Raw genomic sequence first — 24,427 nt, 5'->3', positions numbered from 1 at the left:
GGCGTCGGCGTCGGATCAGGCGGTCAGGTGGGAACGACCTGGTCCGCCTGCGGACCCTTCTGACCCTGGGTGACCTCGAAGGTCACGGTCTGCCCCTCGTCGAGGCTGCGGTATCCGGAGGACTGGATCGCGCTGAAGTGGACGAACAGGTCCTGCCCGCCTCCGTCCGGCGTGATGAACCCGTACCCCTTCTCCGCGTTGAACCACTTGACGGTTCCCTGTGGCATCCGGATGTCTCCTCGCGTCTTGCCGGTTCCTACGGGGTGGACATTAGCCGTACCGGACCCCGCCGTGCTACAGGCGACGTGCGATCGGGTACCGGCGCGTCGCGCCGGGCGTCCCGTTCGCCCGTTTCTCCGGGGCCCCGGCGCGCTCAGCCGAGGATCGCGGCCAGCACCAGCCCGCCGCTGGTCGCGACGAAGGACAGTCCGCTGACGACCCGGAACACCGGGTGCCGGACGACGTCCGGTCCCCAGGCCATCGGCAGGAACAGCGCCGGGTTGACCCACGTCCCGAACACCAGCACGGCCACGAGCCACCCCGGCAGGTCCGGCGCGGCCAGCCCGACGGCGACCAGGATCAGCCCCATCAGCACGAAGTCGAGGTGCGCCTGCAGCAGCCGGCGTGGTTCCACGATCCCGACCCGCCGACACGCGTCGGGACGGGTCACCGACACGACCACCGCCCAGCCCAGCATCGCGCCGAGCGCGAGCTCGACGAGCCCGATCCGCACCATCGCGTCCATCCGGTGATCATGACAATCGGCCGGCGGCGGACCGGCACCGGCTCACCGGCGCGGGATCAGCCCTCCCGCGTAGAGCGCCCACGCCACCAGCAGCGGCTGCCCGGCCAGCCGCGCGGCGCGCTTCGTGTCGGTGTCGAGGCCGAACCCGTCGACGCGGTTGCGGTACTGCGAGACGTTGCCCGGGAAGATCGCGGTGAAGAACGCCGCGGCCAGGCCGCCGACCCGGCGGCGCTCCCTCGGGAGGCCGGCCAGCGCGGCGCCGAGCGCGATCTCGGCGGCCCCGGAGAGCAGCACGACGTCGTCGGTGTCCATCGGGACCCACGGCGGGACCTGGGCGCGGAACTCGCGGCGGGCGACGGTGAGGTGCGAGGTCCCGGCGAACACCAACATCGCGCCGAGCGCGAGGCGGGCGACGTCCTGGCGGGTACGGGTGGCCGTCGTGCGCGTCATGATCCGACGGTGCCACGGCCCGGGCGGCCGGGCGCGCCGGACCGCACCGCCGGGTGACCCGTCAGGGACGCTCGCGCAGCTCGATCCCGGCCGGGGTGGTGGCCCCCGCCAGCCCGCAGACCAGGTCGAGCTCGGCGACGACGTTCTGCAGCACCTGCGCGACGCCACGGGCCCCGTCCAGGGCGAGCCCGTGCACGAACGGGCGCCCCAGCAGCACGGCGCGGGCGCCGAGCCGGACCGCGGTCGCGACGTCGGCGCCGGTGCGCACCCCGGAGTCGAGCAGCACCGGCAGCGCGTCACCGACGGCGTCGACGACACCGGGCAGCGCGTCCAGCGAGGCGACCGCGTGGTCGATCTGGCGGCCCCCGTGGTTGGACACGACGACACCGTCCACACCGGCGTCGGCGGCGCGGCGGGCGTCGTCGGGGTGCAGGACCCCCTTGAGCAGGATCGGCAGCCGGGTCCGCGAGCGCAGGGTCGCCAGGTCCTCCCAGGACAGCCGCGGTCGCGAGTAGACCCGCAGGAAGGTCTCCACGGCCGCCCGCGGGACGGGCGAGCGCAGGTTGTCCCGGAACCGTCCGGGGGCGTTGCGGGTGATCTCGAGCAGGGTGCGCACGGCCTGCGGGGTGACCTTCGGCGGCGCACCGGTGGACGGCGCGGCGAGGGTCTGTTCCACCAGGCCGCGGAACACCGGGTCGGAGGTGTACTGGGCGATCCCGATGCCGCGGGCGAAGGGCAGGTGGCCCAGGTCGAGGTCGCGGGGGCGCCAGCCGAGCATCGTCGTGTCGAGGGTGACGACGACGGCGTCGCAGCCAGAGGCCTCGGCGCGGCGCAGGAAGCTGTCGACGAGCTCGTCGGAGGTGGACCAGTACAGCTGGAACCAGGTGGGGCCGCCGACCGCGGCGATGTCCTCCATCGGCGTCCCTGCCTGGTTGGAGATCACCATCGGGACCCCGGCGGCCGCGGCCCCGCGGGCGACGGCGAGGTCGGCGCCGCGCCGGACCAGGTCCAGCGCGCCGATCGGGGCGAGGAGCAGCGGGGCGGGCAGCGTGCGACCGAACAGCTCGACGGTCAGGTCGCGCTCGCCGACGTCGCGCAGCACCCGCGGCACGATCTCCCGGCGCGCGAACGCCGCCCGGTTGGCGCGCATCGTGGTCTCGGCGCCCGCGCCGCCGGTGACGTAGGCGTCGGCGCGCCGGCTCATGGCCCGCCGCCCGCGGCGCTCCAGCTCGTCGGGACCGGTCGGGACCCGGGGCCGGGCGCCGGCGACGCCCTCGCGGTAGATCCGTTCCTGCCGAGCCCGGCCCGGTGCCGTCATGGCGCCCTCCCCCGTCGTCGCGCGGTCAGCCTACGGGCCGGGCCGCCCACCCCGGACGGACGCGGGACCGGGCCGCGTCCGGGGTGGGCGGCGGGCCGGACGGTCACCGTCCCCGCAGGTCGGCGAGGGTCAGGACCTGCCCGCGGATGCCCCAGCCGCCGTCGGCGACCTCGTCGACGAGGACCATGGTGTTGGCGCGGACCTCGTCGCCGAAGACGGCGGCGTAGAGGTCGGTGACCTGCTCGACGAGCTCGCGCTTGGCGTCGGCGTCGAGCAGGCCCGCGGGGACCTTGAGGTTGGCGAAAGGCACGGGTGTCTCCTGTTCCGGGTGCACGGTCGGGTGCGGTGTGGTGGTCAGTGCGGGTCGGCGGCGTTGAGCCGGGCGACGACGTCGGCGTACTCGCCGCGGGCCTCGGCGCGGCGCAGCGGAAGCACCCGCTCGACGAGGACCTCCCCGCCCGGCGCTCCGGCCTCGAGCAGTGCGAGGACCTCGGCGACGAAGTCGTCGAGCGGCATCGCGATCGGGCTGTCCCGCTGGCCGGGGAGCAGCTCGGTCGCCACGGACGGCGGCACGATCTCGACGAGCTCGACGGTGGTGTCGGCGAGCTGCAGGCGCAGCGACTCGGTGAGCATGTGCACCGCGGCCTTGGTGGCGTTGTAGCTGGGCGTCGCGGCGAGCGGTACGAAGGCCAGACCGGACGACACGGTGACCACCGACGCGACCGGCCGTCCCCGCAGGTGCTCCACGAGCGCGCCGATCAGCCGGATCGGGCCGAGCAGGTTGGTGGTGACGACCTGCTCGGCCGAGGCGAGGAAGCCCTCGGGGCCGTGCCAGTCCTCGACCCGCATGATCCCGGCCATCGCGACGAGCACGTCGAGGTCGGGGTGCCGGTCGAGGACCTCGGCGACGGCCGTCGTGACGCTCGCCGGGTCGGCCGTGTCGATCTCGACGGCGTCGAGGCCGGGGCGGGCGGCGACGAGCTCGTCGAGCAGGTCGCGCCGCCGGCCGCCGAGGACCACGGTGTTGCCGCGCTCGTGCAGCGCCAGGGCCAGGGCGAGTCCGATGCCGCTCGTCGAGCCGGGGATGAAGACGGTGCGTCCGGTGATCTGCATGTCCCCACCGTCGCCGCGCGGCGGACGGGACGGCAGAGACCGGTCATCGGGGGATCGCCGGTCCCTGGTCGCCCGGCGGGTGCCCACGGATACTCGATGCCGTGGACCGAGCAGCCCTGGCCGACTTCCTGCGCCGGCACCGCGCGGGCCTCCGCCCCGGCGACGTCGGGCTCCCCGACGGGCCGCGCCGGCGCACGACGGGGCTGCGCCGCGAGGAGGTCGCGACGCTCGCGGTCATGTCAACCGACTACTACACGCGGCTGGAGCAGCAGCGCGGCCCGCAGCCGAGTGAGCAGATGCTGGCGTCGCTGGCCCGGGCACTGCGGCTGGGCACCGAGGAGCGCGACTACCTGTTCCGGTGCGCGGGCCGCAACGCGCCGGTGTCGGGCCCGGTGTCCGAGCACGTGGCCCCGGCACTGCTGCGGGTGCTGGACCGGCTGCACGACAGCCCCGCCCTGATCCTGACCGTGCTCGGCGAGACGCTCGTGCAGAACGACATGGCCCGGGCGCTCTTCGGCGACCACACCCACCACACCGGGCTCGCCCGCAGCGAGGTCTTCCGCTGGTTCACCGACCCGGACGTCCGGCGCATGTACCCGCCCGACGACCGGCCCCGCCAGAGCCGCGCGCAGGTGGCGACGCTGCGGGCGGCACTGGCGATGCTCGGGCCCCGGTCGCGGGCCGGGGAGCTGGTGGAGGTGCTGTCGGAGCGCAGCCCCGAGTTCGCCGCCCTGTGGGAGCTGCACGAGGTCGGGCGCCGGTTCGCCGACCACAAGACGCTGCTGCACCCGGAGCTCGGCGAGCTGGAGGTGGACTGCCAGGCGCTGTTCACCGAGGACCGGTCCCAGGCGCTGCTCGTGCTCACCGCGGCGCCGCGCAGCGAGACCGGACGACGACTGGAACTGTTCCGGGTGATCGGCAACGAGCAGTTCAGCGCGGGCTGAACCGGGTACCGGTCATGCGTTCAGGCGCACCGGGAGCGCCGTGAGCGCGTGGATCAGCGTGCTCTCCCGGTACTGCCCGGGGGCGCCGGCGAGCGCCATGTCCGGGAACCGCGCGAGCAGCGTCCGGAACGCGACGTCGGCCTCGAGGCGGGCCAGCGGGGCGCCGAGGCAGTGGTGGATGCCGTAGCCGAAAGCGAGGTGCCCGGAGGTGTCGCGATCGGGGTCGAACCGCTGCGGGTCCGGGTAGCGCCCGGGGTCGCGGTTGGCCCCGATCAGTGAGACCAGCACGACCTCGCCGGCCGGGATCGTCACCCCGGAGTACTCGACGGGCTCGTCGGTGAAGCGGATCGTGGCGAGGTTGACCGGTCCGTCGTACCGCAGGAACTCCTCGACCGCCTGCGGCACCCGGTCGGGGTCGGCGCGCAGCCGGGCGTGCCGGTCGGGGTCGCGCAGCAGCGCCAGCATGCCGTTGCCGATGAGGTTGACCGTGGTCTCGTGCCCGGCGACCAGCAGCAGGAACGCCATCGCGGTGACCTCGGTGGAGCTGAGCGAGTCGCCGTCCTCCGAGGCGCGGACGATCTCGGACAGCATGTCGTCGCCGGGATGGGCGGACTTGTCGGCGACGAGCTCGGACAGGAACTGCGCCATCGACGCGGCGGCCGCGGCGCGCTCCTCGTCGGGGCCGCTGGAGAGCAGCAGGTTCGACCAGTGCCGGAAGTCCTCGCGCCGCTCCCCCGGGACGCCGAGGATCTCGGAGATGACCGTCATCGGCAGCGGGAACGCGAAGTGGTCCAGCAGGTCCAGCTCGGGACCCGCCTGCTCGGCGGCGTCGGCGAGCTCGGTGGCGATCTGCTCGATCCGCGGCCGCAGCCGGGCGATCGCGCGGACGGTGAACGCCCGCCCGACCAGCTTGCGCAGCCGGGTGTGGTCCGGTGGGTCGGCGTTGAGCATGTGCCCGACGAGCGAGTCGGCGAACTGGCGGAACGAGGTCGCGCCGTGCCGCTGCAGCACCTCGGGCAGCCGCCGGGAGTCCTTCCGCAGCCGCGGGTCGTTCAGCGCGGCGCGGGCGTCGTCGTAGCGGGTGATCATCCAGAACGTCAGCCCGTTCGGGCCGGTCGCACGGGCGACGGGACGCGCGTCGCGCAGCTCCCGGTAGAGCGCATCGGGATCGTCGAAGAAGTCCTGGTCCAGCACCACCGGCCGGGTGTCGTGGTCGATCGTCATCGTCGGCTCCTCGTCCTGTCCTCGTCCACCGGGCTCCCTGGTCACGATTGCACGTCTCGTGCAAAATTGCACGCGTGATGAATGGGATGGAGGGGCGCCTCTCGGCCAGGGAGCGCAACCGGCGGTCGATCCTCGACGCGGCACAGGCCGTGCTGCGCGAGGACCCGGACGCCTCGCTCGACGAGGTCGCGAGCCGCGCCGGCGTCGTGCGACGCACCGTCTACGGCCACTTCCCCAGCCGTCACGACCTCGTCGTCGCGCTCGTCCGGGCGGCGTCGGCGGACTTCGTCGAGCAGGTCGGCGAGGTCGACCCCGACACCTCCGACCCGGCCGGGGAGCTCGCGGCCACCCTCCTGCGTACCTGGAGCACGTCGCGCCGCTACGGCCCGGTCATCGCGCTGGCCCGCCGGACCGCCGACGACGAGATCCGCGCCGCGATGGCGCCGTTCCACACGATCATGATCCGGCTGCTGGAGAACGGGCAGCGGGCCGGTGTGTTCTCCCGGCACGTCACGGCCCCGGTGCTGGCCGAGGTGCTGCAGGCGGGGTCGATGGCCTACCAGCACGCCGCAGAGGACGGGCGGTGGGACGGCGACGAGGCCGACGTCGCCCTCGGGCACCTGCTGACCCTCGGGGTCCCCTTGGCCGACGCGCGTGCCGCCGTCGCCCGGGCGCGGGCGGCTTGACCTCGACCCGACTCCAGCTCGACCGACCCGTGGCGGGTGCGGTTCGTCGAGGTCCGCGGACGAGGCGAGGCGCTGACCGAGCCGCCGGACTCGGCGGGGCAGCCGACGGCGTCGAGGGCGATCATCCGGATCCGTCCGACCCGGATCCTCAGCCTGGCACTGTCCCCGGAGGAGCAGCGGATGCACCCGCACGAGGCGCCGCTCCGGGCGCGCGACGTGGGCTGAGACGGCTACAGCATCGCGTCGATCTCGCCGCGGTGGAACGCGAGGGGCGTGGCCGGGAACCCGTACCGGTCCTGGTGCCGTGTCCCCGAGCCGCACCACCCGCAGCGGCCCACCGCGTCGTAGACCGCCCGGCCCTCCAACTCGGCCCGACGGGCCGTGACCGCACGGTCGGCGCGGGTGGGCCGCGGGGCCGACCGCCGCGCGGGGCGCGCCGTCGGACGGCCGGACAGGCGGGAGTACAACCAGATGCCCGCCACCGGCAGCGCGACCAGACCGGCGGCGACCACGAGCCACTGCAGGACGCCGATCACCGTGCCGACGACGAGGACGGCGAGCACGACGATCCCGATCGCCTGGGCGAGCTTGAGCACGAGCGTCGACATCGCGGGGTCCTCCACGTCCGGTGTGGGTGGTTGCGGTCCCGATGTCGGATCGCCGCGGTACCGCGTTACACCGCCCCGGCGGGCCCGTGCACCCTCGCGCGCGCGGCGGTCGGCCCTCCGCTTCGCGGACGTCGGCCCCCCGCTCGGCGAATGCCGCGACGTCCTGCATGTGCAGTCGTGACTGCCGGCGGAAGACGCCGCGCAGGAGTGGCGCCGCCAGTCGCATGGACAGGCTGCTGAACCGGTACTCGTTCTCGCTCACCCGGAGCGTCGTCCCCGGACCGGCCTCGGCGAACCGTTCCCGAGCGGCGCTCCACATACCGTCGGCGACGATCTCACGGTCGAGGCGGACGACCCTGTCCGCCGGGATCCCGTCCAGATCCGACGGTTCCCGGCGCGTGACGGTCTCGGTGCACTCCCTCTCCTGCCCTCCCGTCCGCAGCACGACGCCACAACTGCTCGTGAGCGGCCTACCGTGTCGCCCATGTCCGACACCTGGCTGTCCGATACCCGCTCGTCGTACGACACCGACGCCGCCGGATATGCCGAGAAGGTCCGTGGCCTGCTCGACGACAATCCCTACCTGCGCGCGGGCCTCGGGTTGTTCGCCGAGTCGGTGCACAGGGCCGGTGGCGGCCCGGTCGCCGACGTCGGCTGCGGCCCCGGCTACGTCACCCGCCACCTCCAGGACGCCGGAGTGGACGCATTCGGTATCGACCTGTCACCCGAGCTGATCGCGATCGCACGCCGCGACCACCCCGGGCTCCGCTTCGAGGTGGGGACGATGACCGACCTCGACCTCGACCTCGCCGACGGCTCGGTCGCCGGCCTCGTGGCGTTCTGGTCGATCGTCCACGTGCCCGACCACGCCCTACCCGGGGTGTTCGGACAGTTCCACCGAGTGCTGCGACCCCGAGCACCGCTGCTCGTCGGCTTCCACGTCGGCGACGAGACCCGGCACACGTCCGAGGGCTACACGGGTCGACCGGTCTCCATCGAGAACCACCACCGCCGGCCGAGCACGGTGGCAGCCCGGCTGCGGGACGCGGGGTTCACCATCGACGCCCACCTCGTCATCCGGCCGGATGAGGACGTCCCGGGGGCCATGATCTTCGCGCACACCCGCCCCTGATCGCAGCTCGGCTCCGACCGCTCTCGCGTCCGATCCACCGCGGTCGTGTGGGCAGACGTGGGTTCACCTGGCCACGACCGGGGCGAGGGGGCCTGGAGGTCGCCGGAACGACGTCGACCCCCGGAACCCATCGGTGTGGGTCTCCTGGGGGTCGATCGTGAGTTGCCACCCCGGGTCACGGTCTGACCTCGGGGAAATGCTCCTCCGATTGGACTCGAACCAATAACCGCCCGATTAACAGTCGGGTGCTCTGCCATTGAGCTACGGAGGACCGTTCATGCCGTTCCGGGTGGTGTTCCCGGCGACGAGAAGAACTCTACAACACCCCCGACAGCCCTCTCGCAACCCCCCGTTCGGCCGCTGTTCCCGCAGGTCGGAGCCCCATCCGGGTGGCGGTCGGACAACGGCCGCGGGCCGGGTACGGTCGCGGTCGGAGGTGAGGGGAATGGTCAAATTCCTCGTGGGTGTCGCCGTCGGGTACGTCCTCGGCACCAGAGCCGGTCACGAGCGCTACGAACAGCTCGTCCGTGCCTATCACCGGGCGGCGGACCACCCCGCGGTGCAGGGCGCCGCGGGCGTCGCGCGGGCGGGTGTCGAGGGTGCGCTCGACAAGGTGCGCGGCGGCCCGAGCACCGGGCACTGAGGGCTCGCCCCGTCCCGTGCCCCGTCCCCGGGTCACGGGACGGGCGGGTCAGCGTGTGCGGGCCACCGCGAAGACGCGGCGGAACGGGAACCAGGTGCCGCCGTCGGCGCTCGGCGGGTAGGCCGCCCGCAGCCGGGGCGCGAGCTCGCGGACGAACGCGTCGTAGGCGTCGTCGTCGAGGGCGTCGCGGACCGGGCGCAGGGCGGTGCCGGAGATCCAGCGCAGGACCGCGTCGTCGCCGTCGAGCCGCTGCAGGTAGGTCGTCTCCCAGGCGTCGACGTCGGCGCCCGCGGCGGCCAGGATGTCGGCGTAGCCGAGCGGGTCGAGCACGGTCTCGGTGCCGCGCAGCAGAATCCGGTCCCGCCACTGCGGGAGCGTCGCGACCTCGCGGGTCAGCACGTGGGACGGGGCGTCGAAGTTGCCGGGGACCTGCACCGCGATCCACGCGCCGGCCGCGAGCGAGGCCACCCAGCGGCGCAGCACGTCGGGGTGCTCCGGCACCCACTGCAGCACCGCGTTGGTCACGAGCACCCCGGTGTCGCGGGGCGGGGTCCAGTCGCGCACGTCGACCTGCGTGGCGTCGACGCCGGCGGCGCGGGCCGCGGCGACCATGTCCGGGGAGGAGTCGAACGCCTCGACCGTCGCCGTCGGCCACCGCCGGGCGAGCAGCCCGGTCAGGTGGCCGGGGCCGCAGCCGGCGTCGACGACCCGGGTCAGCGCGGGGTCGGGCTCCCCGACCCGGGCCAGCAGGTCCAGGAACGGGCGCGAGCGGTGGTCGTCGAAGGCGCGGTAGAGCTCCGGGTCCCAGCTGGTCGTGGTCACGGTTCCTCCGGGAGTCGTGCGGCGATGCCCTCCGCCAGCCTCCGGGCGGCGACCGGGTCGGTGCCCGGGTCGGGCCGGACCTGCAGCACCAGCCCGTCGCGGCCGGGGACCCGGCGCTGCAGCACCCAGACCCCTCCCCCGGGCAGCTCACGGCGGTTGCGGGTGCGGATGGACTGGGTGACCCGCTCCTGCACGGCCTGCGGCACCTTCCCCGGTTCGACGAGGCGGAACCGCAGCGGGCGCCCGTCGGTGAGCAGCTCGGTGCCGGGGGCGATCTGCTCGGCCGAGGTCGGCGTCACGACCAGGCTGACCTTGTCCCAGGTGGCTTTCGCGATCTCGTGCCAGCCCAGCCGCTCCCCACCGGGCGGCCAGATCCCCCACGAGGTGACCACGAGCATCCCGTCCGGGGTCTGCGTGGTGGCGACGACGGCCTCGGAGTCGGCGAGGGCGTCGGCGACCGCGTCGGGCACCGGCTCGCGGCCGAGCAGCCGCGCCCAGAAGCCCGTCACGACGCGACCCCGGACGCCTGCTCGCGCAGCTGGATCTTGTACTGCTCCAGCGGGACGAGCACGCCGAACAGGTCCATGTACTCGTCGTGGTCGGTCTCGGCGTTGGTGCGCTGCAGCTGCGACTTGAGGTCGGCGATCTCGCGCTCGACCAGGCCGAGCCGAACCCCGGCGAGGACGCCGTTGACGTAGCGGACCTCGTCGGTGTTGCGCTTGGGGAGCTCCAGGTTCTCCACGGCCAGCTCGCTGACCAGGCGCTTCACGTCGTCGCCCGCACCCTCGGCGACGACGGCGTCGAGCCAGTCCGACCCGTCCAGCCCGGCGCACACCCCGCCCGCGGCCATGATCGCCCGGTGCACCGCGGCCAGCTGCGGGTGGGTGAACCCGGCCTCGGGCAGCTCGTCGAAGCCGGGCCCGACGACGCCGGGGATCTGCAGGGCCGCCTTGAGCGCCTCGCGCTGCAGGTGCAGCTGGGTGTCGTCACGTCTCGGGGCGGGCAGCGGGGCGCGACGCCGGGAGCGGCCCCCCTCGGGCGGCACCCCGGCGCTCTCGCGCACCCGTCGCACGACGACGGCGATGTCGTCCCAGCCGACCCAGCCGGCCAGCCGCCGCGCGTACTCGTCGCGCAGGTCCTCCCGCTTGATCTGCGCGACCAGGGGGACGGTCCGCTGCAGCGCCGCGACCCGGCCCTCGGCGCTGGCGAGGTCGTGGCTGCGCAGCTCGGTGCGGATGGCGAACTCGAACAGCGGCTCGCGCCGGGCGACGAGGTCCTTCACGGCGGCATCGCCGTGGTTGTTGCGCAGGTCGCAGGGGTCCTGGCCGTCCGGGGCGACGGCGACGAAGGTCTGCGCGGCGAAGTTCTGGTCGCCCTCGAACGCCTTCATCGCGGCGCTCTGCCCGGCCGCGTCGCCGTCGAAGGTGTAGATGACCTCCCCGCGGTCGAAGGAGTCGTCGCCGATCAGCCGGCGGATGACCGAGACGTGCTCGGTGCCGAACGCCGTCCCACAGGACGCGACCGCCGTGGTCACCCCGGCCAGGTGCATCGCCATGACGTCGGTGTAGCCCTCGACGACGACCACCTGCCGGGTCTTCGCGATCTCCCGCTTGGCCTGGTCGAGGCCGAACAGCACGTGGGTCTTGCGGTAGACCGGCGTCTCGGAGGTGTTGAGGTACTTGGCCTCGATGCCGTCGTCGTCGAACAGCCGGCGCGCGCCGAAGCCGACGACGTCGCCGCCCAGGTCGCGGATCGGCCACAGCAGACGCCGGTGGAACCGGTCGATCGCACCGCGTCTGCCCTCCTTGGAGATGCCGGCCTTGATCAGCTCGTCGAGCGCGAACCCCTGGGACAGCAGGTGCTTGGTGACGGTGTCCCAGCCGGCCGGGGCGTAGCCGCAGCCGAACTTCTCGGCGGCGGCGGCGTCGAAGCCGCGGTCGGCGAGGAACTGCATCCCCGCGCGTCCGGCGGGGGTGGCCAGCTGCTCCGCGTAGAACGCCTGGGCCTTCTTGTTGATCTCCAGCAGGCGGCTGCGGGTGCCGCGGTCGCGCTGCACCGAGGACCCGCCGCCCTCGTAGGTCAGCCGGACCCCGCACCGCTCGGCGAGCCGCTCGACGGCCTCGGGGAACCCGATGACCTCCATCTTCATGACGAAGTCGATGACGCTGCCGTGCTCGCCGCAGCCGAAGCAGTGGAACGTGCCGTGCGAGGGGCGGACGGTGAACGACGGGGACTTCTCGTCGTGGAACGGACACAGGCCCTTCAGCGAGCCCGCCCCGGCGCGGCGGAGGGCCACGTACTCCTCGACGATCTCCTCGACCCGCGTGCGGTTGCGGACCTCGGTGATGTCGGCGTCCCGGATCCGTCCTGCCACGCGGGCCAGTCTAGGCGCCTGTGGCCCGGCGCCCCGGTCCGCCCGCCGCCGGTGCGACGGTGTGTCCGTCGGGCCGACCGGACGGGGCGGCGACGGCCGTGTCGGCGACCACCCGGCGGCCGCGCAGGCCGGGCACCCGGCCCAGCCCGACGAACATGCCGACCAGGGCGATGCCCAGGCCCAGCAGCGCCTGCACGGTGAGCGGCTCGCCGAGCACGGGCACGGCGACCAGCGCCGTCGTCGCCGGGACCAGGTTGAGCAGCGACGACACGAATACCGTCGAGCGGCGTCGCAGCAGCACGAACATCAGCACGAAGGCGCCCGCCGAGTTCACGACTCCCAGGAAGGCCACGGCCGCCCAGCCCGACGGCGCGCGGGGCAGCCAGTCCGCACCGAGGAACGGCCAGGCGGCCAGGGTCGCGACCAGCGAGGTCGCCATCTGGACCACGACGCTGGTCACCACGGGCGTGCTGTCGTTGAACCGCTTCTGGTAGAGCGTGCCTGCCGCCAGCGACAGCATGCCCAGCACCGGGAAGACGAGGTTGCCGCCGAGACCGGCGCCGAGGTCGTCGGCCAGCACGACGTAGACGCCGGTGGCGCCGATCAGCAGGCCCAGCACCGGTCCGACGCCCAGACGGGTGGACAGCAGCAACGGGGTGAGCAGCCCGACCAGCAGCGGCGCCATCCCGAGGATGAGGCTCGAGAGCCCGGCGGGGACGCCCGAGGCGAGCCCGCTGTAGACGAAGGTGAACTGCCCGACCTGCAGCAGCAACGCGGTGACCGCGAGGTGCAGCCAGGCCCGGCCGCGCGGCAGGCCCGGTCGCAGTACCGCGACCGCGGCGAGCATCACGACCAGCGCGATCACGAACCGCCAGAGCAGGACCGCGGGCACGTCGGTCGACCCGGTCGCGATCTTGCCCGCGATGAAGCCGGACGCCCACAGCGGGACGAAGAGCACGGCCAGCACCGGGACGAGCCAACGCGAGGAGGTCACGCCCTCACTCCATCGCAGTGCTAACGATCGGGGCAAGCCGGGGTGGCGGGAGCCTCACCCGAGGTCCGGTCAGGCCGCGACGACGGCCGGCGGCTCCAGCTCGGCGAGTGCCGAGGCCAGGTCCGGGTGGTTGCGCATCCCGTGCAGGACCGCCCGGGCGCCCGGCACCATGCGCGGCGCGACGCGTGCGGCGCCGATCAGCCGGACGTCCAGGCCACGGTTCCGCGCCACGTACCGCAGGTGGTGCAGCGCCCGCGACCCGCGCGCGGTGACCCCGGTACCCAGGTCGACGAGGACGTGCCGCACCGGCGCCCACCCGGCGCCGGCGACGGCGAGGTGCGCGTCGACCTGACGCAACAGTGACGCGCCCGCCGCCGCGTCCAGCTCGCCCTCCACACGGACGCGGAGGACGTCCTCCCGGGGACGGTCGGTGCGGACCCTGCTCTCGTTCATCACGCTCTCCTCCCGGATCGTCGTCTCTCATATCTGTAGCGCACGGGTCATATTTTCGCCACCGAGTGGCTACACTCGGGGTCGACGGATGACCGGCCCGGGCGCCCGGGAGTGCGCCGCGGACCGCGAGGGAGGACCGACCATGGCACTGGACCGACTCGACGACCCCGACTACCCGACCGTCGCGATGGGCCAGGCCGCGCACCTGCTGGAGGTCGAGCCCGCCTTCCTGCGCAGCCTGGACAGCGCGGGCGTGGTGAATCCGCTCCGCTCCGCGGGCGGGCACCGCCGCTACTCGCGCAACCAGCTGGAGCAGGCCGCCCGCCTGCGCACCCTGCTGGACGAGGGACACCCGCTGGGGTCGGCGTCGTGGATCGACCGGCTGCGCGGGGAGCTCGCCGACAGCGAGGACCGCCTCGGCGCCGCGCACCGCGAGATCGAGCGTCTCCGCACGGAGCTCGCGCAGCTGCAGACCGAGCTCGGCAACACCGACCGCCCGATCCCTTGACAGCCGAAAATCTCTAGCTATAACTAGAGATATCCGGAGCTCCTCTCCGGAGTACCGACCCGACGAAGGACGACGAGGAGACAGCCGGCCGGTCGCGGACCGGCACGGCTGGAAGGGAGTGGTTCACGATGCTGCTGCGTACCGACCCGTTCCGGGCCCTGGACCGGCTCGCCACGCAGGCGTTCGAGTCCGGCGGCACCTGGTCGCGCCCGGCGGCGATGCCGATGGACGCCTGGCGTCACGGTGACGAGTTCGTCGTGGAGTTCGACCTGCCCGGCATCGACCCGGACGCCGTCGAACTCTCCGTCGAGCGCAGCACCCTGACGGTCAAGGCGGAACGCCGGCCCACCCACACCGGGACCACCGACCAGGTCGAGTGGGTCGCCTCCGAGCGTGCCTACGGCGTGTTCGCCCGTCAGCTGCTCCTCGGCGACAACCTCGACACGTCCGCCATCCACGCGTCGTACGACGCCGGGGTGCTGCGCATCCGCATCCCCGTCGCCGAGGCGGCCAAGCCGCGGACGATCGCCGTGCAGTCCGGGCACGACTCCGACCGGCCGGCGATCAACGCCTGACCTCCGCCGCCGGGCCCGGCCGCGTACCGGGCCCGGCGGCGGGCCGGTCGGCGACGCCGTCGCGACGAGCACGCGTAGCCCGGGCGTGCTCGGGTTCCACCCCGGCAGTGATGGACCGCAGGTCGGTGAGCGTGATCACGGACCCACCGACGGCCCGACCCTGTGCACGGACCGGCCCCTTCCTGGCAAGTCTCTTCACCCTGAGTGACGAACACGCGGCGTGTTGACGTGGTTCCGGCGTTCGCATTCGCGAACATCTCCGGTGTGCGTGTTCGAGGTGTGCGGGTCGCCGGGTTGCTCGCGACGATGCTGGTGATGGCCGGGTGCGGATCCCCCGGGTCGTTCGTGGACGTGCTGGACGCGGCACTCGACACCGGCGTCGTCGACGTCGGTGTCGCGGCGCCGGCGACGCCCGGCACCGTGGAGGGCGCGGCCGCGGGCAGCGCGTCGACGACGCTGAAGACGCTGGCCGTGAAGGGCCGGGCGCCGAAGACCGGCTACAACCGCCAGCAGTTCGGGCGCACCTGGGCCGACATCGACCGCGACGGCTGCGACCAGCGCAACCAGGTCCTCGCCCGGGACATGGACCGCGAGACGTTCAAGGCCGGCACGCACAACTGCGTCGTGCTCACCGGGTCGCTGCGCGACTCCTACACCGGCACCACCATCGCGTTCACCCGCGGCCAGGGCACCAGCGAGAAGGTGCAGATCGACCACGTCGTCGCGCTGTCCGACGCCTGGCAGAAGGGCGCCCAGCAGCTCGACGCGGCCACCCGGGAGAAGATCGGGAACGACCCGCTGAACCTGATCGCGGTCGACGGCCCGACCAACGGCCGCAAGAGCGACGGCGACGCCGCGACCTGGCTCCCGCCGGACAGCCGCTACCGCTGCGCCTACGTCGCGCGGCAGGTCGCGGTGAAGAAGAAGTACAAGCTGTGGGTGACCGGCGCCGAGCGCGACGCGATCAACAGGGTCCTCGGGACCTGCCCGACCCGCGCCGTGACCAGCGAGGCCGACGCGGCGAAGCCCGCGATCACCCTGCGCTGACCTCTGCCGACCCGGCCCCGCCGTCCGACCGGCCGGCGGGGCCGTCGGCGTCCCGGGGCCGGTGTGGTCTCAGGGCCGGCAGAGCGTGCGGTGCCAGGCGTGCGCCTGCGGGTCGGTCAGCGTCGCGACCTGGTCGATCACGACGCGCAGCCGCGCCCGGTCGTCGGGGGCGGCCGCCCAGTCCTCCGCGCGGGCCGGGTCCAGGGCGTCGGGCCCCCGGGCGCACAACGCCGCGACGAGGTCGTGCAGCAGGTCGCGCTGGCGGGACTGCATCTCCAGCCGCCGCGGGTCGCTCATCACGTAGCGGGTGGCCAGCGCCTTGAGCACCACGACCTCCGCCGCCGCGACGACCGGGACCACCAGGTCGGCGCGGTGCCGGGCCAGCGGTGCGTCGCCGTAGGTGTCCAGGGTCGCGTCGGTGGCGGCCAGCGCGAACCGGCCCACCAGCTCGGAGGTCATCCGCTTCATCGCGACCAGGTCGTCGCCCGCGGCGGTGGCGGCGTCGAACCCGCGGACCGCGCGGACCACCGGCAGCGCGTCGAGCCGGGCGGCGGCCTCGGCGCAGGCGCCCTCGTCCTCGCCGAAGCGCAGCGACGCCTCCACCGCGAGCGCCGCGCGCTCGGCGGGCGAGGACAGCACGGCCAGGTCCATGCGGCCGGCGTGCACCGCGTCCTCGACGTCGTGCACCGAGTAGGCCACGTCGTCGGCCCAGTCCATGACCTGGGCCTCCATGCTCCGCACCCCCGGCCGGGCCCCGGCGCGCAGCCACTCCAGGGCGGGCAGGTCGTCGGCGTAGGCGCCGAACTTGCGCTCCGCGCCGCGGCGCGCCCACGGGTACTTGGTGGCGGCGTCCAGCGTCGCCCGGGTCAGGTTGAGCCCACCGGGGACGAGACCGTCGCCGGAGCGGGCCTTCGGCTCCAGGCGGGTCAGGATGCGCAGGGTCTGGGCGTTGCCCTCGAACCCGCCGCACTCCGCACCCGCGACGTCGAGCGCCCGCTCGCCGTTGTGCCCGAACGGCGGGTGGCCGATGTCGTGGGCGAGCCCGGCGGCGTCGACGACGTCCGGGTCGAGCCCCAGCTCCTCGGCGACGCCGCGGCCGATCTGGGCGACCTCCAGCGAGTGCGTCAGCCGGGTCCGCGGGATGCCGCTGACCTCGGCGCCCTCCCCCGGCCCGACCACCTGGGTCTTGCCCGCGAGCCGGCGCAGCGCCGCGCAGTGCAGCACCCGGGCCCGGTCCCGGGAGTAGGGGCTGCGCCGCTCGACGCGGCCGCGCTCCCCCAGCCCGGACCCCTTCGGGGCCTCGGGGTGGCGGCGCTCGGCGTCGGCGGCGGTGTAACCCGGATCGGCCGGGGCGTGCTGGACGCTCATCCCAGACCGCTGCTCGCGGTGTCGACCGAGGCGTGCGTCAGCTCGTAGAACAACAGGGCACCGGTCTCGCGGTAGATGTAGCGCAGCTGCGTCTCACGGGTCTGCACGATCGGGCCGCTGCGGGTCGGGGAGGTGTAGGCCTTCAGCCCGGCGTCGCGGGCCATGGTGCGGGCCCGCAGGCTGTGCCACGGGTCGGACACCAGCAGCGCCGAGGACCAGCCCTGCTGCCGCGCGGTCGCCGCGACCGCCTGCAGGCTGCCGAGCGTGTCCGCGCCCTCGGGCACGGCCTCGACCGCCGAGGACGGCACGCCCTGCTCGATCAGCCAGTCCCGGCTGGCCTCGGCCTCGGTGTAGCGGTCCCCCGTCCGCCCGCCGCCGACGGTGACGATCCGCGGGGCCACGCCGTCGCGCCACAGCTGTTCGGCGTGCTTGAGACGGTTGGCCAGCACCGCGCTGGGCTCGCCGTTGTACTGGGCGGCGCCGAGCACGACGACCGCGTCACTGGGGCGCTGGTCGTCCACCCGGGCGACCTGCCAGACCCGCAGCGCGGTCACCCCGACCACCGCGACGAGCATGACCAGCCCGCCGACGAGCAGCCGCGCGCCCCAGGTCATGCCGGTCCGCACCGGGCGGCGCACGGTGCGCCGGTCCGGACCGGGCTCCGGCGGTGCGCCGCCGAGCCCGCGCCGCGACGACGTGCCGGTCATCCGCCGATCCGACCGGCGGAGGAGGCGAGCGCCGACGCCGAGCGCCCGGCGCGCAGCGCCACGACCTGGGCGACGATCGACACCGCGGTCTCGGCCGGGGTGCGGGCACCGAGGTCGAGACCGACCGGCCCGTGGACCGCGGCCAGGGCGTCCTCGGTGACCCCGGCGGCGAGCAGCCGCTCGCGGCGCGCGGCCTGTGTGCGCCGCGACCCGAGCGCCCCGAGGAACCCGCGGCCGTGGGCGAGGCCGTCGAGCAGGGCCGCGTCGAAGGCCGGGTCGTGGTCGAGCAGCACCAGCACGTCGGCCTCGGTGAAGGCGGCGACCGCGGCGCGCGCGTCGTCGACGGTGGTGACGGTGCGGGCGCTCCAGCCGAGCAGGCCCGCCTGGGCGTGCAGGGCGGCCCCGAGCGCACCCTCCCCGACGACCAGCACCGACGGGACCGGCACCAGCAGGTCGACCAGGACCGCGGTGCCGTCGACGTCGAGCCGCTCGGTGGCCGTGGCGCCGCGGCGCAGCAGGGCGCGGGCCTGCTCGGCCGCCGCGGCGGTGACCCGGCCGAGGTCACCGGTGGACTCCTCCAGACCGGGCCCGGTCAGCACGAGGGCCGCGCCGGTGTCCACGACCGACAGCAGCGCGGCGGGCCGACCGGCCTCCAGCGCCTCCCCCAGCGCGGCGGCGGGAGCAGCGGGCAGCGGGTGGGCGAGCAGCGTCGCCCCACCGGCGCAGGCGAGCCCGGCCGCGACCGCGGAGGACTCCCCGACGTGCGCCTCGCGCACCGTGGCCGTCCCGGACGCCGCCTCGGCGGCGAGCGGGTGCGCGGAGTCGTCGAGGGCGCCGAGGTAGAGCAGGCCGCCGATCTCGCCGTCGGTGGTGCCCGCGACCAGCTGGCCGGACTCGACGGAGCCGAATCCGTGCCGGTCGAGCACCCGGACGACGCCGATCCCCGGGCCGCCGGTCACCGCCCAGCGGCGCAGGGCCGCGCCCAGGTCACGACGGGGGTCGGCCGGTGGCCGTGCCGCGGAGGAGGTCGCCGAGGTGCTCACGGTAGCCAGGGTAGCGACGGGACCTGACGGTGAGCTGAGAACGGGCCACAGCGCGCCGCCCACGAGGACCGTGTCCGGGGTCAGGCCCGTACCGACCGTCGCGCCGGCCCGATCTCGTCGGCGACGTCGGACAGTGCCGACCGCACGGTGGCGGCCGCGACCACCATCCAGACCAGGACCAGTACCGCGAACAGCACCACCGCCGCCCCGACGACCGGGGGCAGCGCCGTCCGCGCGGCGAGCGCGTTCGTGCCGGTCACCAGGGTGCCGAACGGGAAGGTCACCGCCCACCAGGAGGCGCTGAAGGGCATCCCCCGGCGCAGGGAGTGGCCGATCAGCACCGCCGACAGCACCGTCCAGCCGACCGCGAAGCCCCAGGCGGGCGCGCCGTAGAGCAGTCCCGCACCGATCGCGACGCCGGCGAACGGCTCGGCCAGCAGCCCCTGCGCCTGTCCCGCGAGCAGGTTCGCCGCCGTCACCGACTGCCCGAAGGGCCCCAGCACGATGACGACGGTCGGGGTGTCGGCCAGGGCGAGCCCGGCCGTGCCGAGCCGGGCCAGCACCCGTGGCAGCAGGGCCAGCGCCGACACCACGCCCAGCCCGAACAGGGCCACGCAGACCAGCAGCATCGTCGACGCCGCAGCCGGGCCCGGGGTGTGTCCGATCAGCAGCGCGCCGTCGGCGGCGGCGACCATCGGCCCGACCACCGGCATGATCCAGGCGGGCGCCGGGTCGGTGGCCGATCCGGGCCTGCTGATCCAGCGGAACGGCACCCACACCGCGACGACCAGCACCACCACGGTGCCCGACGACCACAACGTCCAGCTCAGTGCGGCCGCGGCCGGCTCGCCGAACAGGCCGGGACCGAGCTCGACCGCCCCCGCGCCGACGGTGAGCATCCCCAGGCCGGGTGCACCGAGGAACGGCAGGTCCGACGGGTCGGGGCGGTCACCACGCCGTCGTCGCGCCGCCCCGGCCCGCACGACCAGCACGCCCAGCGCCACCAGCAACGCCGCCGCGAGCAGCCACAGCACGGTCCCCACGAGGCGCAGGCCCGGCACCGGCACCGGGAACGAGGTGGTCGCGACCGCGACGATCCCGGTCCCCATCACCGTCCCGAACCAGGGCGGACCGGCCTGTTCCAGGCGAGACGTGATCACGGACGGGGATGACCCGCTCCCGCGTTGCACCAAACACCGGTACCGCCGTTCGGGCTATCACAGGGTGACCACCGCGACGGCTGCGTTCCGGAACCGTACGATTCCGGCACGCGTTGTACGCGTCGAACACCCATCAGACCGCGAGTCAGGAGTCATGGACCCCACCTGCAGTCCGCGCGCCGACCGTCCCCGTGACGGCCGGCGACCCCGCATCGTCCTCGTCCCCGCCCACGCCGTGCACATCCCGGCCGGGCCCGAGACCCGGGCGGTGACCTCCCGGTGATCGGCACGATCCTCGGCATCCTCCTGGGCATCCTGGTGGTCCTCGCGATCACCGCCCTGACCGGCTACTTCGTGGCCCAGGAGTTCGGCTACATGGCCGTCGACCGCTCCCGGCTCAAGGCCCGTGCGGCCGAGGGCGACACCGGAGCGTCCCGAGCCCTCGACATCACCCGTCGCACCTCGTTCATGCTGTCGGGCGCCCAGCTCGGCATCACCGTCACCGGTCTGCTGGTCGGTTACGTCGCCGAGCCGCTGATCGGTAACGGCATCGGTGAGCTGCTGGGCCTGGTCGACGTCCCGCTCGGCGTCGGTGTCGCGATCGGCACCGTGATCGCGCTGCTGTTCGCCACCGTCGTCCAGATGGTGTTCGGCGAGCTGTTCCCGAAGAACCTGGCGATCGCCCGGCCGGAGCCGGTGGCCCGCTGGCTGGCGCTGTCCACCAAGACCTACCTGGCGCTGTTCGGGTGGATCATCCGGATCTTCGACGCGGCTTCCAACCTGCTGCTGCGCGCGCTGCGGATCGAGCCGGTGCACGACGTCGAGCACTCGGCCACCCCGCGCGACCTCGAGGCGATCATCGACGACTCGAAGGACTCGGGTGACCTCAACCCGGAGCTCGCGGTGCTGCTGGACCGCGCCGTCGACTTCGGCGACCGCACCGCGCGGGCCGCGATGATCCCGCGGCCGCGGGTGTCGTGGGTCCGCGCCGACGCGACCGTCGAGAGCCTGGTCGGCCAGATGGCCGTCCAGCACTCGCGGTACCCGGTGCTCGGGCCGCCCGCCGAGGCGACGGACACCGAGAACGCGCTGGAGCTGGTGGGCGTGGTCTGCCTGAAGGACGTGCTGGCCCTCGCCGACCGCGACGACCGGCCGTTCGACCAGGTGCTGGTGTCGGACCTGATGCGGGCCCCGGTGCTGGTGCCCTCGTCCCTGCCGCTGCCGCAGGTGCTGGCCCAGCTGCGTGCCGACGACGAGGAGCTCGCCTGCGTGCTCGACGAGTACGGCGGCCTCGCCGGTGTCATCACCGTCGAGGACGTCGCCGAGGAGCTCGTCGGTGAGATCACCGACGAGCACGACCAGGCCGGGACGGACCAGGCACTGCGGTCCGACGACGGCTGGGTCGTGCCGGGTGACCGGCACGTCGACGAGGTCGGCAGGCTGATCGACGCCGAGCTGCCCGAGGGCGACTACCAGACCGTCGGCGGTCTGGTGATGGCCGAGCTGCAGCGGCTGCCGGACGCCGGCGACGCGGTCGTCGTGACGATCCCGGCCGAGAGCCCGGACGACGAGGACCGCGCCCTGCGCCTGGTGGTGCAGGAGGTCGACCGGCGGGTCCCGTCGGCGGTCCGCCTGGAGTGGACCGGACCGGTGATCGCCGGTTCCGAGCAGGACAGCGACGAGCGGGAGGTGCGGGCATGAGTGCTTTCCAGATCATCGCGACCATCGTCCTGATCGGGGCGAGCGCCTTCTTCGTCGCGATCGAGTTCGCCCTGATCGCGGCTCGCAACTACCGGCTGGAGGAGGCCGCACAGACCTCGGCCGCCGCCCGGGCCGCCCTGCGCAGCTCCAAGGACATCTCCGTGCTGCTCGCCGGGTCCCAGCTCGGCATCACGCTCTGTGTGCTGGGACTGGGCGCCATCAGCAAGCCGGCCGTGGACTACGCGCTGCGCCCGGTCCTGGAGGGCTGGGGCATCCCCGCCGGGGTCGCCGGGGTGGCGTCGTTCGTCATCTCGCTGATCGTGGTGACGTTCCTGCACCTGGTCGTCGGGGAGATGGCGCCGAAGTCCTGGGCGATCTCGCACCCGGAGCGCTCGGCGATCATGCTGGCGATCCCGATGCGCGGGTTCATGGTGGTGGCCCGGCCGGTGCTGCTCCTGCTCAACGGTGCCGCCAACCGCTGCCTGCGGCTGTGCGGGGTCCAGCCGGTGGACGAGATGGCCTCGGGCCGCAACGCCGACGACCTGCGCCAGCTGGTCGACCACTCGGCGAAGACCGGCACCCTGGACCAGGGGCGCCGTGACCAGCTGGTCACGGCGCTGGAGCTGGAGCGGACCCCGCTCGGCGAGCTCGCGCGGGAGCCCTCCGGGGTCGCCGCGGACGACGACGTCGCCGCCATTCAGGCGACCTGTCGCCGGACCGGTCACCTCCGGCTGGTCGTCCGCGACGGCGACACACCGATCGGGTACGTGCACGTCCGCGACACCCTGACGCGGGCCCCGGGGACCCGGGCCCGGGACCTGATGCGCCCGGTGCTCACCCTGTCGGCGGACACGCAGTACCACACTGCGGTGAACACGATGCGTGAGCAGCGTGCGCACCTCGCGCTGGTGGAGTCCGACGACCGCCCGGTCGGCATCGTCACCCTCTCCGACCTGGTGGAACGGCTCCTCCCCGAGCCGGTGTAGGAGCGACCCCGGACCGGGTACCCGAGCTGCGCCCGGTCCGGGGCGGTCCTACTCTGGGTCGCCTCCCGATCACCCACGGAGGTTGTGATGACCGCTCCGACGCTGCGTCCCGCCGATCTCGACGACACGGCGCTGGCCAGGCTCAAGCAGCTCGAGGACCGCATCGGCGGCCCGCTCGTGGCCTACCGGCCCGAGTCGCCCTACGCCGCGCTGACCGCCGAGCAGCTGGAGGAGGTGCGCCGCGCCGAGTCCGAGCTGGGCGTGCAGCTGCTGGCCTACCGGCGCTGACCCACTCACGACGAACGCCCCCGCCCGGGTCCCGGGCGGGGGCGTTCGTCGGTCCGGAGCCTGCTCAACAGCCGAGCAGGCGCGTCGCCAGGTAGGTCTCGACCTGGTCGAGGGCGACCCGCTCCTGCGCCATCGAGTCGCGCTCGCGGATCGTCACCGCCTGGTCGGTGAGGGTGTCGAAGTCGACCGTGATGCAGAACGGGGTGCCGATCTCGTCCTGGCGGCGGTACCGGCGGCCGATGGCGCCGGCGTCGTCGAAGTCGACGTTCCAGTTCTTCCGGAGCTGCGCGGCCAGGTCCTTCGCCTTCGGCGACAGGTCGGCGTTGCGCGACAGCGGCAGCACCGCGGCCTTGACCGGGGCGAGCCGCCGGTCGAGCTTCAGCACGACGCGCTTGTCGACGCCGCCCTTCGCGTTCGGCGCCTCGTCCTCGGTGTAGGCCTCGATGAGGAAGGCCATCATCGACCGGCCGACGCCGGCGGCGGGCTCGATCACGTACGGCTTGTACCGGGTGTCGGAGGCCTGGTCGTAGAACGACAGGTCGACGCCCGAGTGGTTCGAGTGCGCCGTGAGGTCGAAGTCGGTGCGGTTCGCGATGCCCTCGAGCTCGCCCCACTCCTGGCCGGTGAAGTTGAACCGGTACTCGATGTCGACGGTGCGCTTCGAGTAGTGGGAGAGCTTCTCCTTGGCGTGCTCGTAGTGCCGCAGGTTCTCCGAGGAGATGCCCAGGTCGGTGTACCAGCGGGTGCGCTCGTCGATCCAGTACTGGTGCAGCTCCTCGTCGCTGCCGGGCTCGACGAAGTACTCCATCTCCATCTGCTCGAACTCGCGCGTGCGGAAGATGAAGTTGCCCGGGGTGATCTCGTTGCGGAAGCTCTTGCCGATCTGACCGATGCCGAACGGCGGCTTCTTGCGCGAGGTCGTCTGCACGTTCAGGAAGTTCACGAAGATGCCCTGCGCGGTCTCCGGGCGCAGGTAGTGCAGCCCCTCCTCGGACTCCACCGGGCCGAGGAACGTCTTGAGCATCATGTTGAACTCGCGGGGCGCGGTGAACCGGCCGCGGGTGCCGCAGTTCGGGCAGGGGACCTCGGAGAGGTCGTTCTGGTCGGCCTGCTCCGGGTCGCGGCCCTTGCGCTCGGCGAACTCCTCGGCGAGCTGGTCGGCGCGGTAGCGCTTGTGGCAGGACTCGCACTCGACCAGCGGGTCGGAGAAGGTGCCGACGTGGCCCGACGCGACCCAGGTCTGGCGCGGCAGGATGACCGAGGAGTCCAGGCCGACGACGTCGTCGCGGCCGGTCACCATGGTCTTCCACCACTGGCGCTTGATGTTGTCCTTCAGCTCGACGCCGAGGGGCCCGTAGTCCCACGCCGACCGGGTACCGCCGTAGATCTCACCGGAGGCGAAGACGAATCCGCGCCGCTTGGTCAGCGCGACGATGGTCTCGATCTTGGCGGAGGTGGGCTTGCTGGCCACTGGCGGCACTCCAGAGAAGGTGGTTCGGAGGTCCCCCGGATACGGGGCGTCCCAGATTACCGACCCG

At 73.8% G+C, this 24,427-nt stretch carries 29 protein-coding genes and 1 tRNA gene; 11 read left to right on the top strand and 19 right to left on the bottom strand.

Annotated features, from left to right (window positions below):
• Positions 1 to 23: 23 nt before the first annotated feature.
• The 6 genes from ZF1_RS09660 to ZF1_RS09635 form a co-directional block, all read right to left on the bottom strand.
• Positions 24 to 227 carry a cold-shock protein gene (locus tag ZF1_RS09660; RefSeq protein ID WP_020624259.1) on the bottom strand — a complete coding sequence of 68 codons (204 nt, stop codon included), beginning with the start codon at positions 225 to 227 and terminating at the stop codon, positions 24 to 26.
• A gap of 146 nt (positions 228 to 373) precedes the next feature.
• Entirely contained in the window at positions 374 to 745 is a 372-nt protein-coding gene (locus ZF1_RS09655; protein WP_482637029.1) for a hypothetical protein, read from the bottom strand.
• Between the two features lie 42 nt (positions 746 to 787).
• Positions 788 to 1,195 (bottom strand): DoxX family protein, encoded by a 408-nt coding sequence (locus ZF1_RS09650; RefSeq protein ID WP_482637028.1) that lies wholly within the window; start codon positions 1,193 to 1,195, stop codon positions 788 to 790.
• Between the two features lie 61 nt (positions 1,196 to 1,256).
• Complete coding sequence (locus tag ZF1_RS09645; protein ID WP_405418297.1) at positions 1,257 to 2,513, bottom strand: alpha-hydroxy-acid oxidizing protein; 1,257 nt, start codon at positions 2,511 to 2,513, stop codon at positions 1,257 to 1,259.
• 103 nt (positions 2,514 to 2,616) lie between these two features.
• Positions 2,617 to 2,823, bottom strand: coding sequence for a tautomerase family protein (locus ZF1_RS09640; RefSeq protein WP_346105245.1), 207 nt, complete (start codon positions 2,821 to 2,823; stop codon positions 2,617 to 2,619).
• 44 nt (positions 2,824 to 2,867) lie between these two features.
• Positions 2,868 to 3,626 carry an SDR family oxidoreductase gene (locus ZF1_RS09635; RefSeq protein ID WP_482637027.1) on the bottom strand — a complete coding sequence of 253 codons (759 nt, stop codon included), beginning with the start codon at positions 3,624 to 3,626 and terminating at the stop codon, positions 2,868 to 2,870.
• 101 nt (positions 3,627 to 3,727) lie between these two features.
• On the opposite strand from ZF1_RS09635, the gene ZF1_RS09630 reads away from it, so the two are divergent.
• On the top strand, positions 3,728 to 4,570 hold the full coding sequence (locus tag ZF1_RS09630) for a helix-turn-helix transcriptional regulator (RefSeq protein ID WP_482637026.1): 843 nt from the start codon (positions 3,728 to 3,730) through the stop codon (positions 4,568 to 4,570).
• A 12-nt stretch (positions 4,571 to 4,582) separates the two neighbouring features.
• Here ZF1_RS09630 and ZF1_RS09625 read toward each other — a convergent pair whose 3' ends face one another.
• On the bottom strand, positions 4,583 to 5,794 hold the full coding sequence (locus tag ZF1_RS09625; protein WP_178375466.1) for a cytochrome P450 family protein: 1,212 nt from the start codon (positions 5,792 to 5,794) through the stop codon (positions 4,583 to 4,585).
• Between the two features lie 77 nt (positions 5,795 to 5,871).
• On the opposite strand from ZF1_RS09625, the gene ZF1_RS09620 reads away from it, so the two are divergent.
• Positions 5,872 to 6,480, top strand: coding sequence for a TetR/AcrR family transcriptional regulator (locus ZF1_RS09620; RefSeq protein WP_482638689.1), 609 nt, complete (start codon positions 5,872 to 5,874; stop codon positions 6,478 to 6,480).
• A 36-nt stretch (positions 6,481 to 6,516) separates the two neighbouring features.
• Positions 6,517 to 6,705 (top strand): hypothetical protein, encoded by a 189-nt coding sequence (locus tag ZF1_RS09615; protein ID WP_476654271.1) that lies wholly within the window; start codon positions 6,517 to 6,519, stop codon positions 6,703 to 6,705.
• 5 nt (positions 6,706 to 6,710) lie between these two features.
• Here the strand turns inward: ZF1_RS09615 and ZF1_RS09610 are convergent, their stop codons facing one another.
• Complete coding sequence (locus tag ZF1_RS09610) at positions 6,711 to 7,088, bottom strand: hypothetical protein (RefSeq protein ID WP_482637025.1); 378 nt, start codon at positions 7,086 to 7,088, stop codon at positions 6,711 to 6,713.
• A 484-nt stretch (positions 7,089 to 7,572) separates the two neighbouring features.
• Between ZF1_RS09610 and ZF1_RS09605 the strand changes: the two genes are divergently transcribed.
• Positions 7,573 to 8,220, top strand: a complete 648-nt coding sequence (locus ZF1_RS09605) for a class I SAM-dependent methyltransferase (protein WP_405418310.1) — start codon at positions 7,573 to 7,575, stop codon at positions 8,218 to 8,220.
• Between the two features lie 199 nt (positions 8,221 to 8,419).
• Here ZF1_RS09605 and ZF1_RS09600 read toward each other — a convergent pair.
• Positions 8,420 to 8,491: transfer RNA gene (locus tag ZF1_RS09600), tRNA-Asn, on the bottom strand.
• A 174-nt stretch (positions 8,492 to 8,665) separates the two neighbouring features.
• Here ZF1_RS09600 and ZF1_RS09595 point away from each other — a divergent pair.
• Complete coding sequence (locus ZF1_RS09595; protein ID WP_405418337.1) at positions 8,666 to 8,863, top strand: hypothetical protein; 198 nt, start codon at positions 8,666 to 8,668, stop codon at positions 8,861 to 8,863.
• Positions 8,864 to 8,911: 48 nt separating this feature from the next.
• On the opposite strand, the gene ZF1_RS09590 is transcribed toward ZF1_RS09595, so the two are convergent.
• The 5 genes from ZF1_RS09590 to ZF1_RS09570 all read right to left on the bottom strand — a co-directional run bounded on the left by ZF1_RS09590 (position 8,912) and on the right by ZF1_RS09570 (position 13,506).
• On the bottom strand, positions 8,912 to 9,685 hold the full coding sequence (locus ZF1_RS09590) for a trans-aconitate 2-methyltransferase (protein WP_482637024.1): 774 nt from the start codon (positions 9,683 to 9,685) through the stop codon (positions 8,912 to 8,914).
• Positions 9,682 to 10,194 carry a hypothetical protein gene (locus ZF1_RS09585; RefSeq protein ID WP_482637023.1) on the bottom strand — a complete coding sequence of 171 codons (513 nt, stop codon included), beginning with the start codon at positions 10,192 to 10,194 and terminating at the stop codon, positions 9,682 to 9,684. The genes ZF1_RS09590 and ZF1_RS09585 overlap by 4 nt, the downstream gene beginning before the upstream one ends.
• A complete protein-coding gene (dnaG, locus tag ZF1_RS09580) occupies positions 10,191 to 12,059 on the bottom strand; it encodes a DNA primase (protein WP_405418342.1) in 1,869 nt (622 codons plus the stop codon). Before dnaG ends, ZF1_RS09585 begins: the two co-directional genes overlap by 4 nt.
• 10 nt (positions 12,060 to 12,069) lie before the next feature.
• Positions 12,070 to 13,053 (bottom strand): DMT family transporter, encoded by a 984-nt coding sequence (locus ZF1_RS09575; RefSeq protein WP_482637022.1) that lies wholly within the window; start codon positions 13,051 to 13,053, stop codon positions 12,070 to 12,072.
• Positions 13,054 to 13,122: 69 nt separating this feature from the next.
• Positions 13,123 to 13,506 (bottom strand): STAS domain-containing protein, encoded by a 384-nt coding sequence (locus ZF1_RS09570; protein ID WP_482637021.1) that lies wholly within the window; start codon positions 13,504 to 13,506, stop codon positions 13,123 to 13,125.
• A gap of 142 nt (positions 13,507 to 13,648) precedes the next feature.
• Between ZF1_RS09570 and ZF1_RS09565 the strand changes: the two genes are divergently transcribed.
• The 3 genes from ZF1_RS09565 (at position 13,649) to ZF1_RS09555 (ending at position 15,636) form a co-directional block, all read left to right on the top strand.
• Positions 13,649 to 14,014, top strand: coding sequence for a helix-turn-helix domain-containing protein (locus tag ZF1_RS09565; RefSeq protein ID WP_482637020.1), 366 nt, complete (start codon positions 13,649 to 13,651; stop codon positions 14,012 to 14,014).
• Between the two features lie 128 nt (positions 14,015 to 14,142).
• Complete coding sequence (locus ZF1_RS09560) at positions 14,143 to 14,589, top strand: Hsp20/alpha crystallin family protein (RefSeq protein ID WP_337830078.1); 447 nt, start codon at positions 14,143 to 14,145, stop codon at positions 14,587 to 14,589.
• Positions 14,590 to 14,853: 264 nt separating this feature from the next.
• Entirely contained in the window at positions 14,854 to 15,636 is a 783-nt protein-coding gene (locus ZF1_RS09555; protein ID WP_482637019.1) for an HNH endonuclease family protein, read from the top strand.
• A 69-nt stretch (positions 15,637 to 15,705) separates the two neighbouring features.
• Here ZF1_RS09555 and ZF1_RS09550 read toward each other — a convergent pair whose 3' ends face one another.
• The 4 genes from ZF1_RS09550 to ZF1_RS09535 all read right to left on the bottom strand — a co-directional run bounded on the left by ZF1_RS09550 (position 15,706) and on the right by ZF1_RS09535 (position 19,914).
• Entirely contained in the window at positions 15,706 to 17,004 is a 1,299-nt protein-coding gene (locus ZF1_RS09550; protein WP_482637018.1) for a deoxyguanosinetriphosphate triphosphohydrolase, read from the bottom strand.
• Entirely contained in the window at positions 17,001 to 17,618 is a 618-nt protein-coding gene (locus ZF1_RS09545) for a YdcF family protein (RefSeq protein ID WP_062404469.1), read from the bottom strand. The genes ZF1_RS09550 and ZF1_RS09545 overlap by 4 nt, the downstream gene beginning before the upstream one ends.
• An 89-nt stretch (positions 17,619 to 17,707) precedes the next feature.
• A complete protein-coding gene (locus ZF1_RS09540) occupies positions 17,708 to 18,754 on the bottom strand; it encodes an XdhC family protein (RefSeq protein WP_482637017.1) in 1,047 nt (348 codons plus the stop codon).
• Positions 18,755 to 18,834: 80 nt separating this feature from the next.
• On the bottom strand, positions 18,835 to 19,914 hold the full coding sequence (locus tag ZF1_RS09535) for an SLAC1 family transporter (RefSeq protein ID WP_482637016.1): 1,080 nt from the start codon (positions 19,912 to 19,914) through the stop codon (positions 18,835 to 18,837).
• Positions 19,915 to 20,193: 279 nt separating this feature from the next.
• Between ZF1_RS09535 and ZF1_RS09530 the strand changes: the two genes are divergently transcribed.
• The 3 genes from ZF1_RS09530 to ZF1_RS09520 all read left to right on the top strand — a co-directional run bounded on the left by ZF1_RS09530 (position 20,194) and on the right by ZF1_RS09520 (position 22,889).
• Positions 20,194 to 21,615: a hemolysin family protein gene (locus ZF1_RS09530; protein ID WP_405418358.1), complete on the top strand. Its 1,422-nt coding sequence runs from the start codon at positions 20,194 to 20,196 to the stop codon at positions 21,613 to 21,615.
• Entirely contained in the window at positions 21,612 to 22,601 is a 990-nt protein-coding gene (locus ZF1_RS09525) for a CNNM domain-containing protein (protein WP_208824226.1), read from the top strand. The genes ZF1_RS09530 and ZF1_RS09525 overlap by 4 nt, the downstream gene beginning before the upstream one ends.
• Positions 22,602 to 22,688: 87 nt before the next feature.
• Positions 22,689 to 22,889 carry a hypothetical protein gene (locus ZF1_RS09520; RefSeq protein WP_073577983.1) on the top strand — a complete coding sequence of 67 codons (201 nt, stop codon included), beginning with the start codon at positions 22,689 to 22,691 and terminating at the stop codon, positions 22,887 to 22,889.
• A 64-nt stretch (positions 22,890 to 22,953) separates the two neighbouring features.
• On the opposite strand, the gene ZF1_RS09515 is transcribed toward ZF1_RS09520, so the two are convergent.
• Positions 22,954 to 24,360, bottom strand: coding sequence for a glycine--tRNA ligase (locus ZF1_RS09515; protein ID WP_062401525.1), 1,407 nt, complete (start codon positions 24,358 to 24,360; stop codon positions 22,954 to 22,956).
• Positions 24,361 to 24,427: the final 67 nt, after the last annotated feature.

The sequence above is a fragment of the Pseudonocardia sp. ZF1 genome (assembly GCF_056835605.1).
The sequence above is the reverse complement of the archived record's forward strand: the minus strand, read 5'-3'. Positions and strand labels throughout refer to the sequence as shown.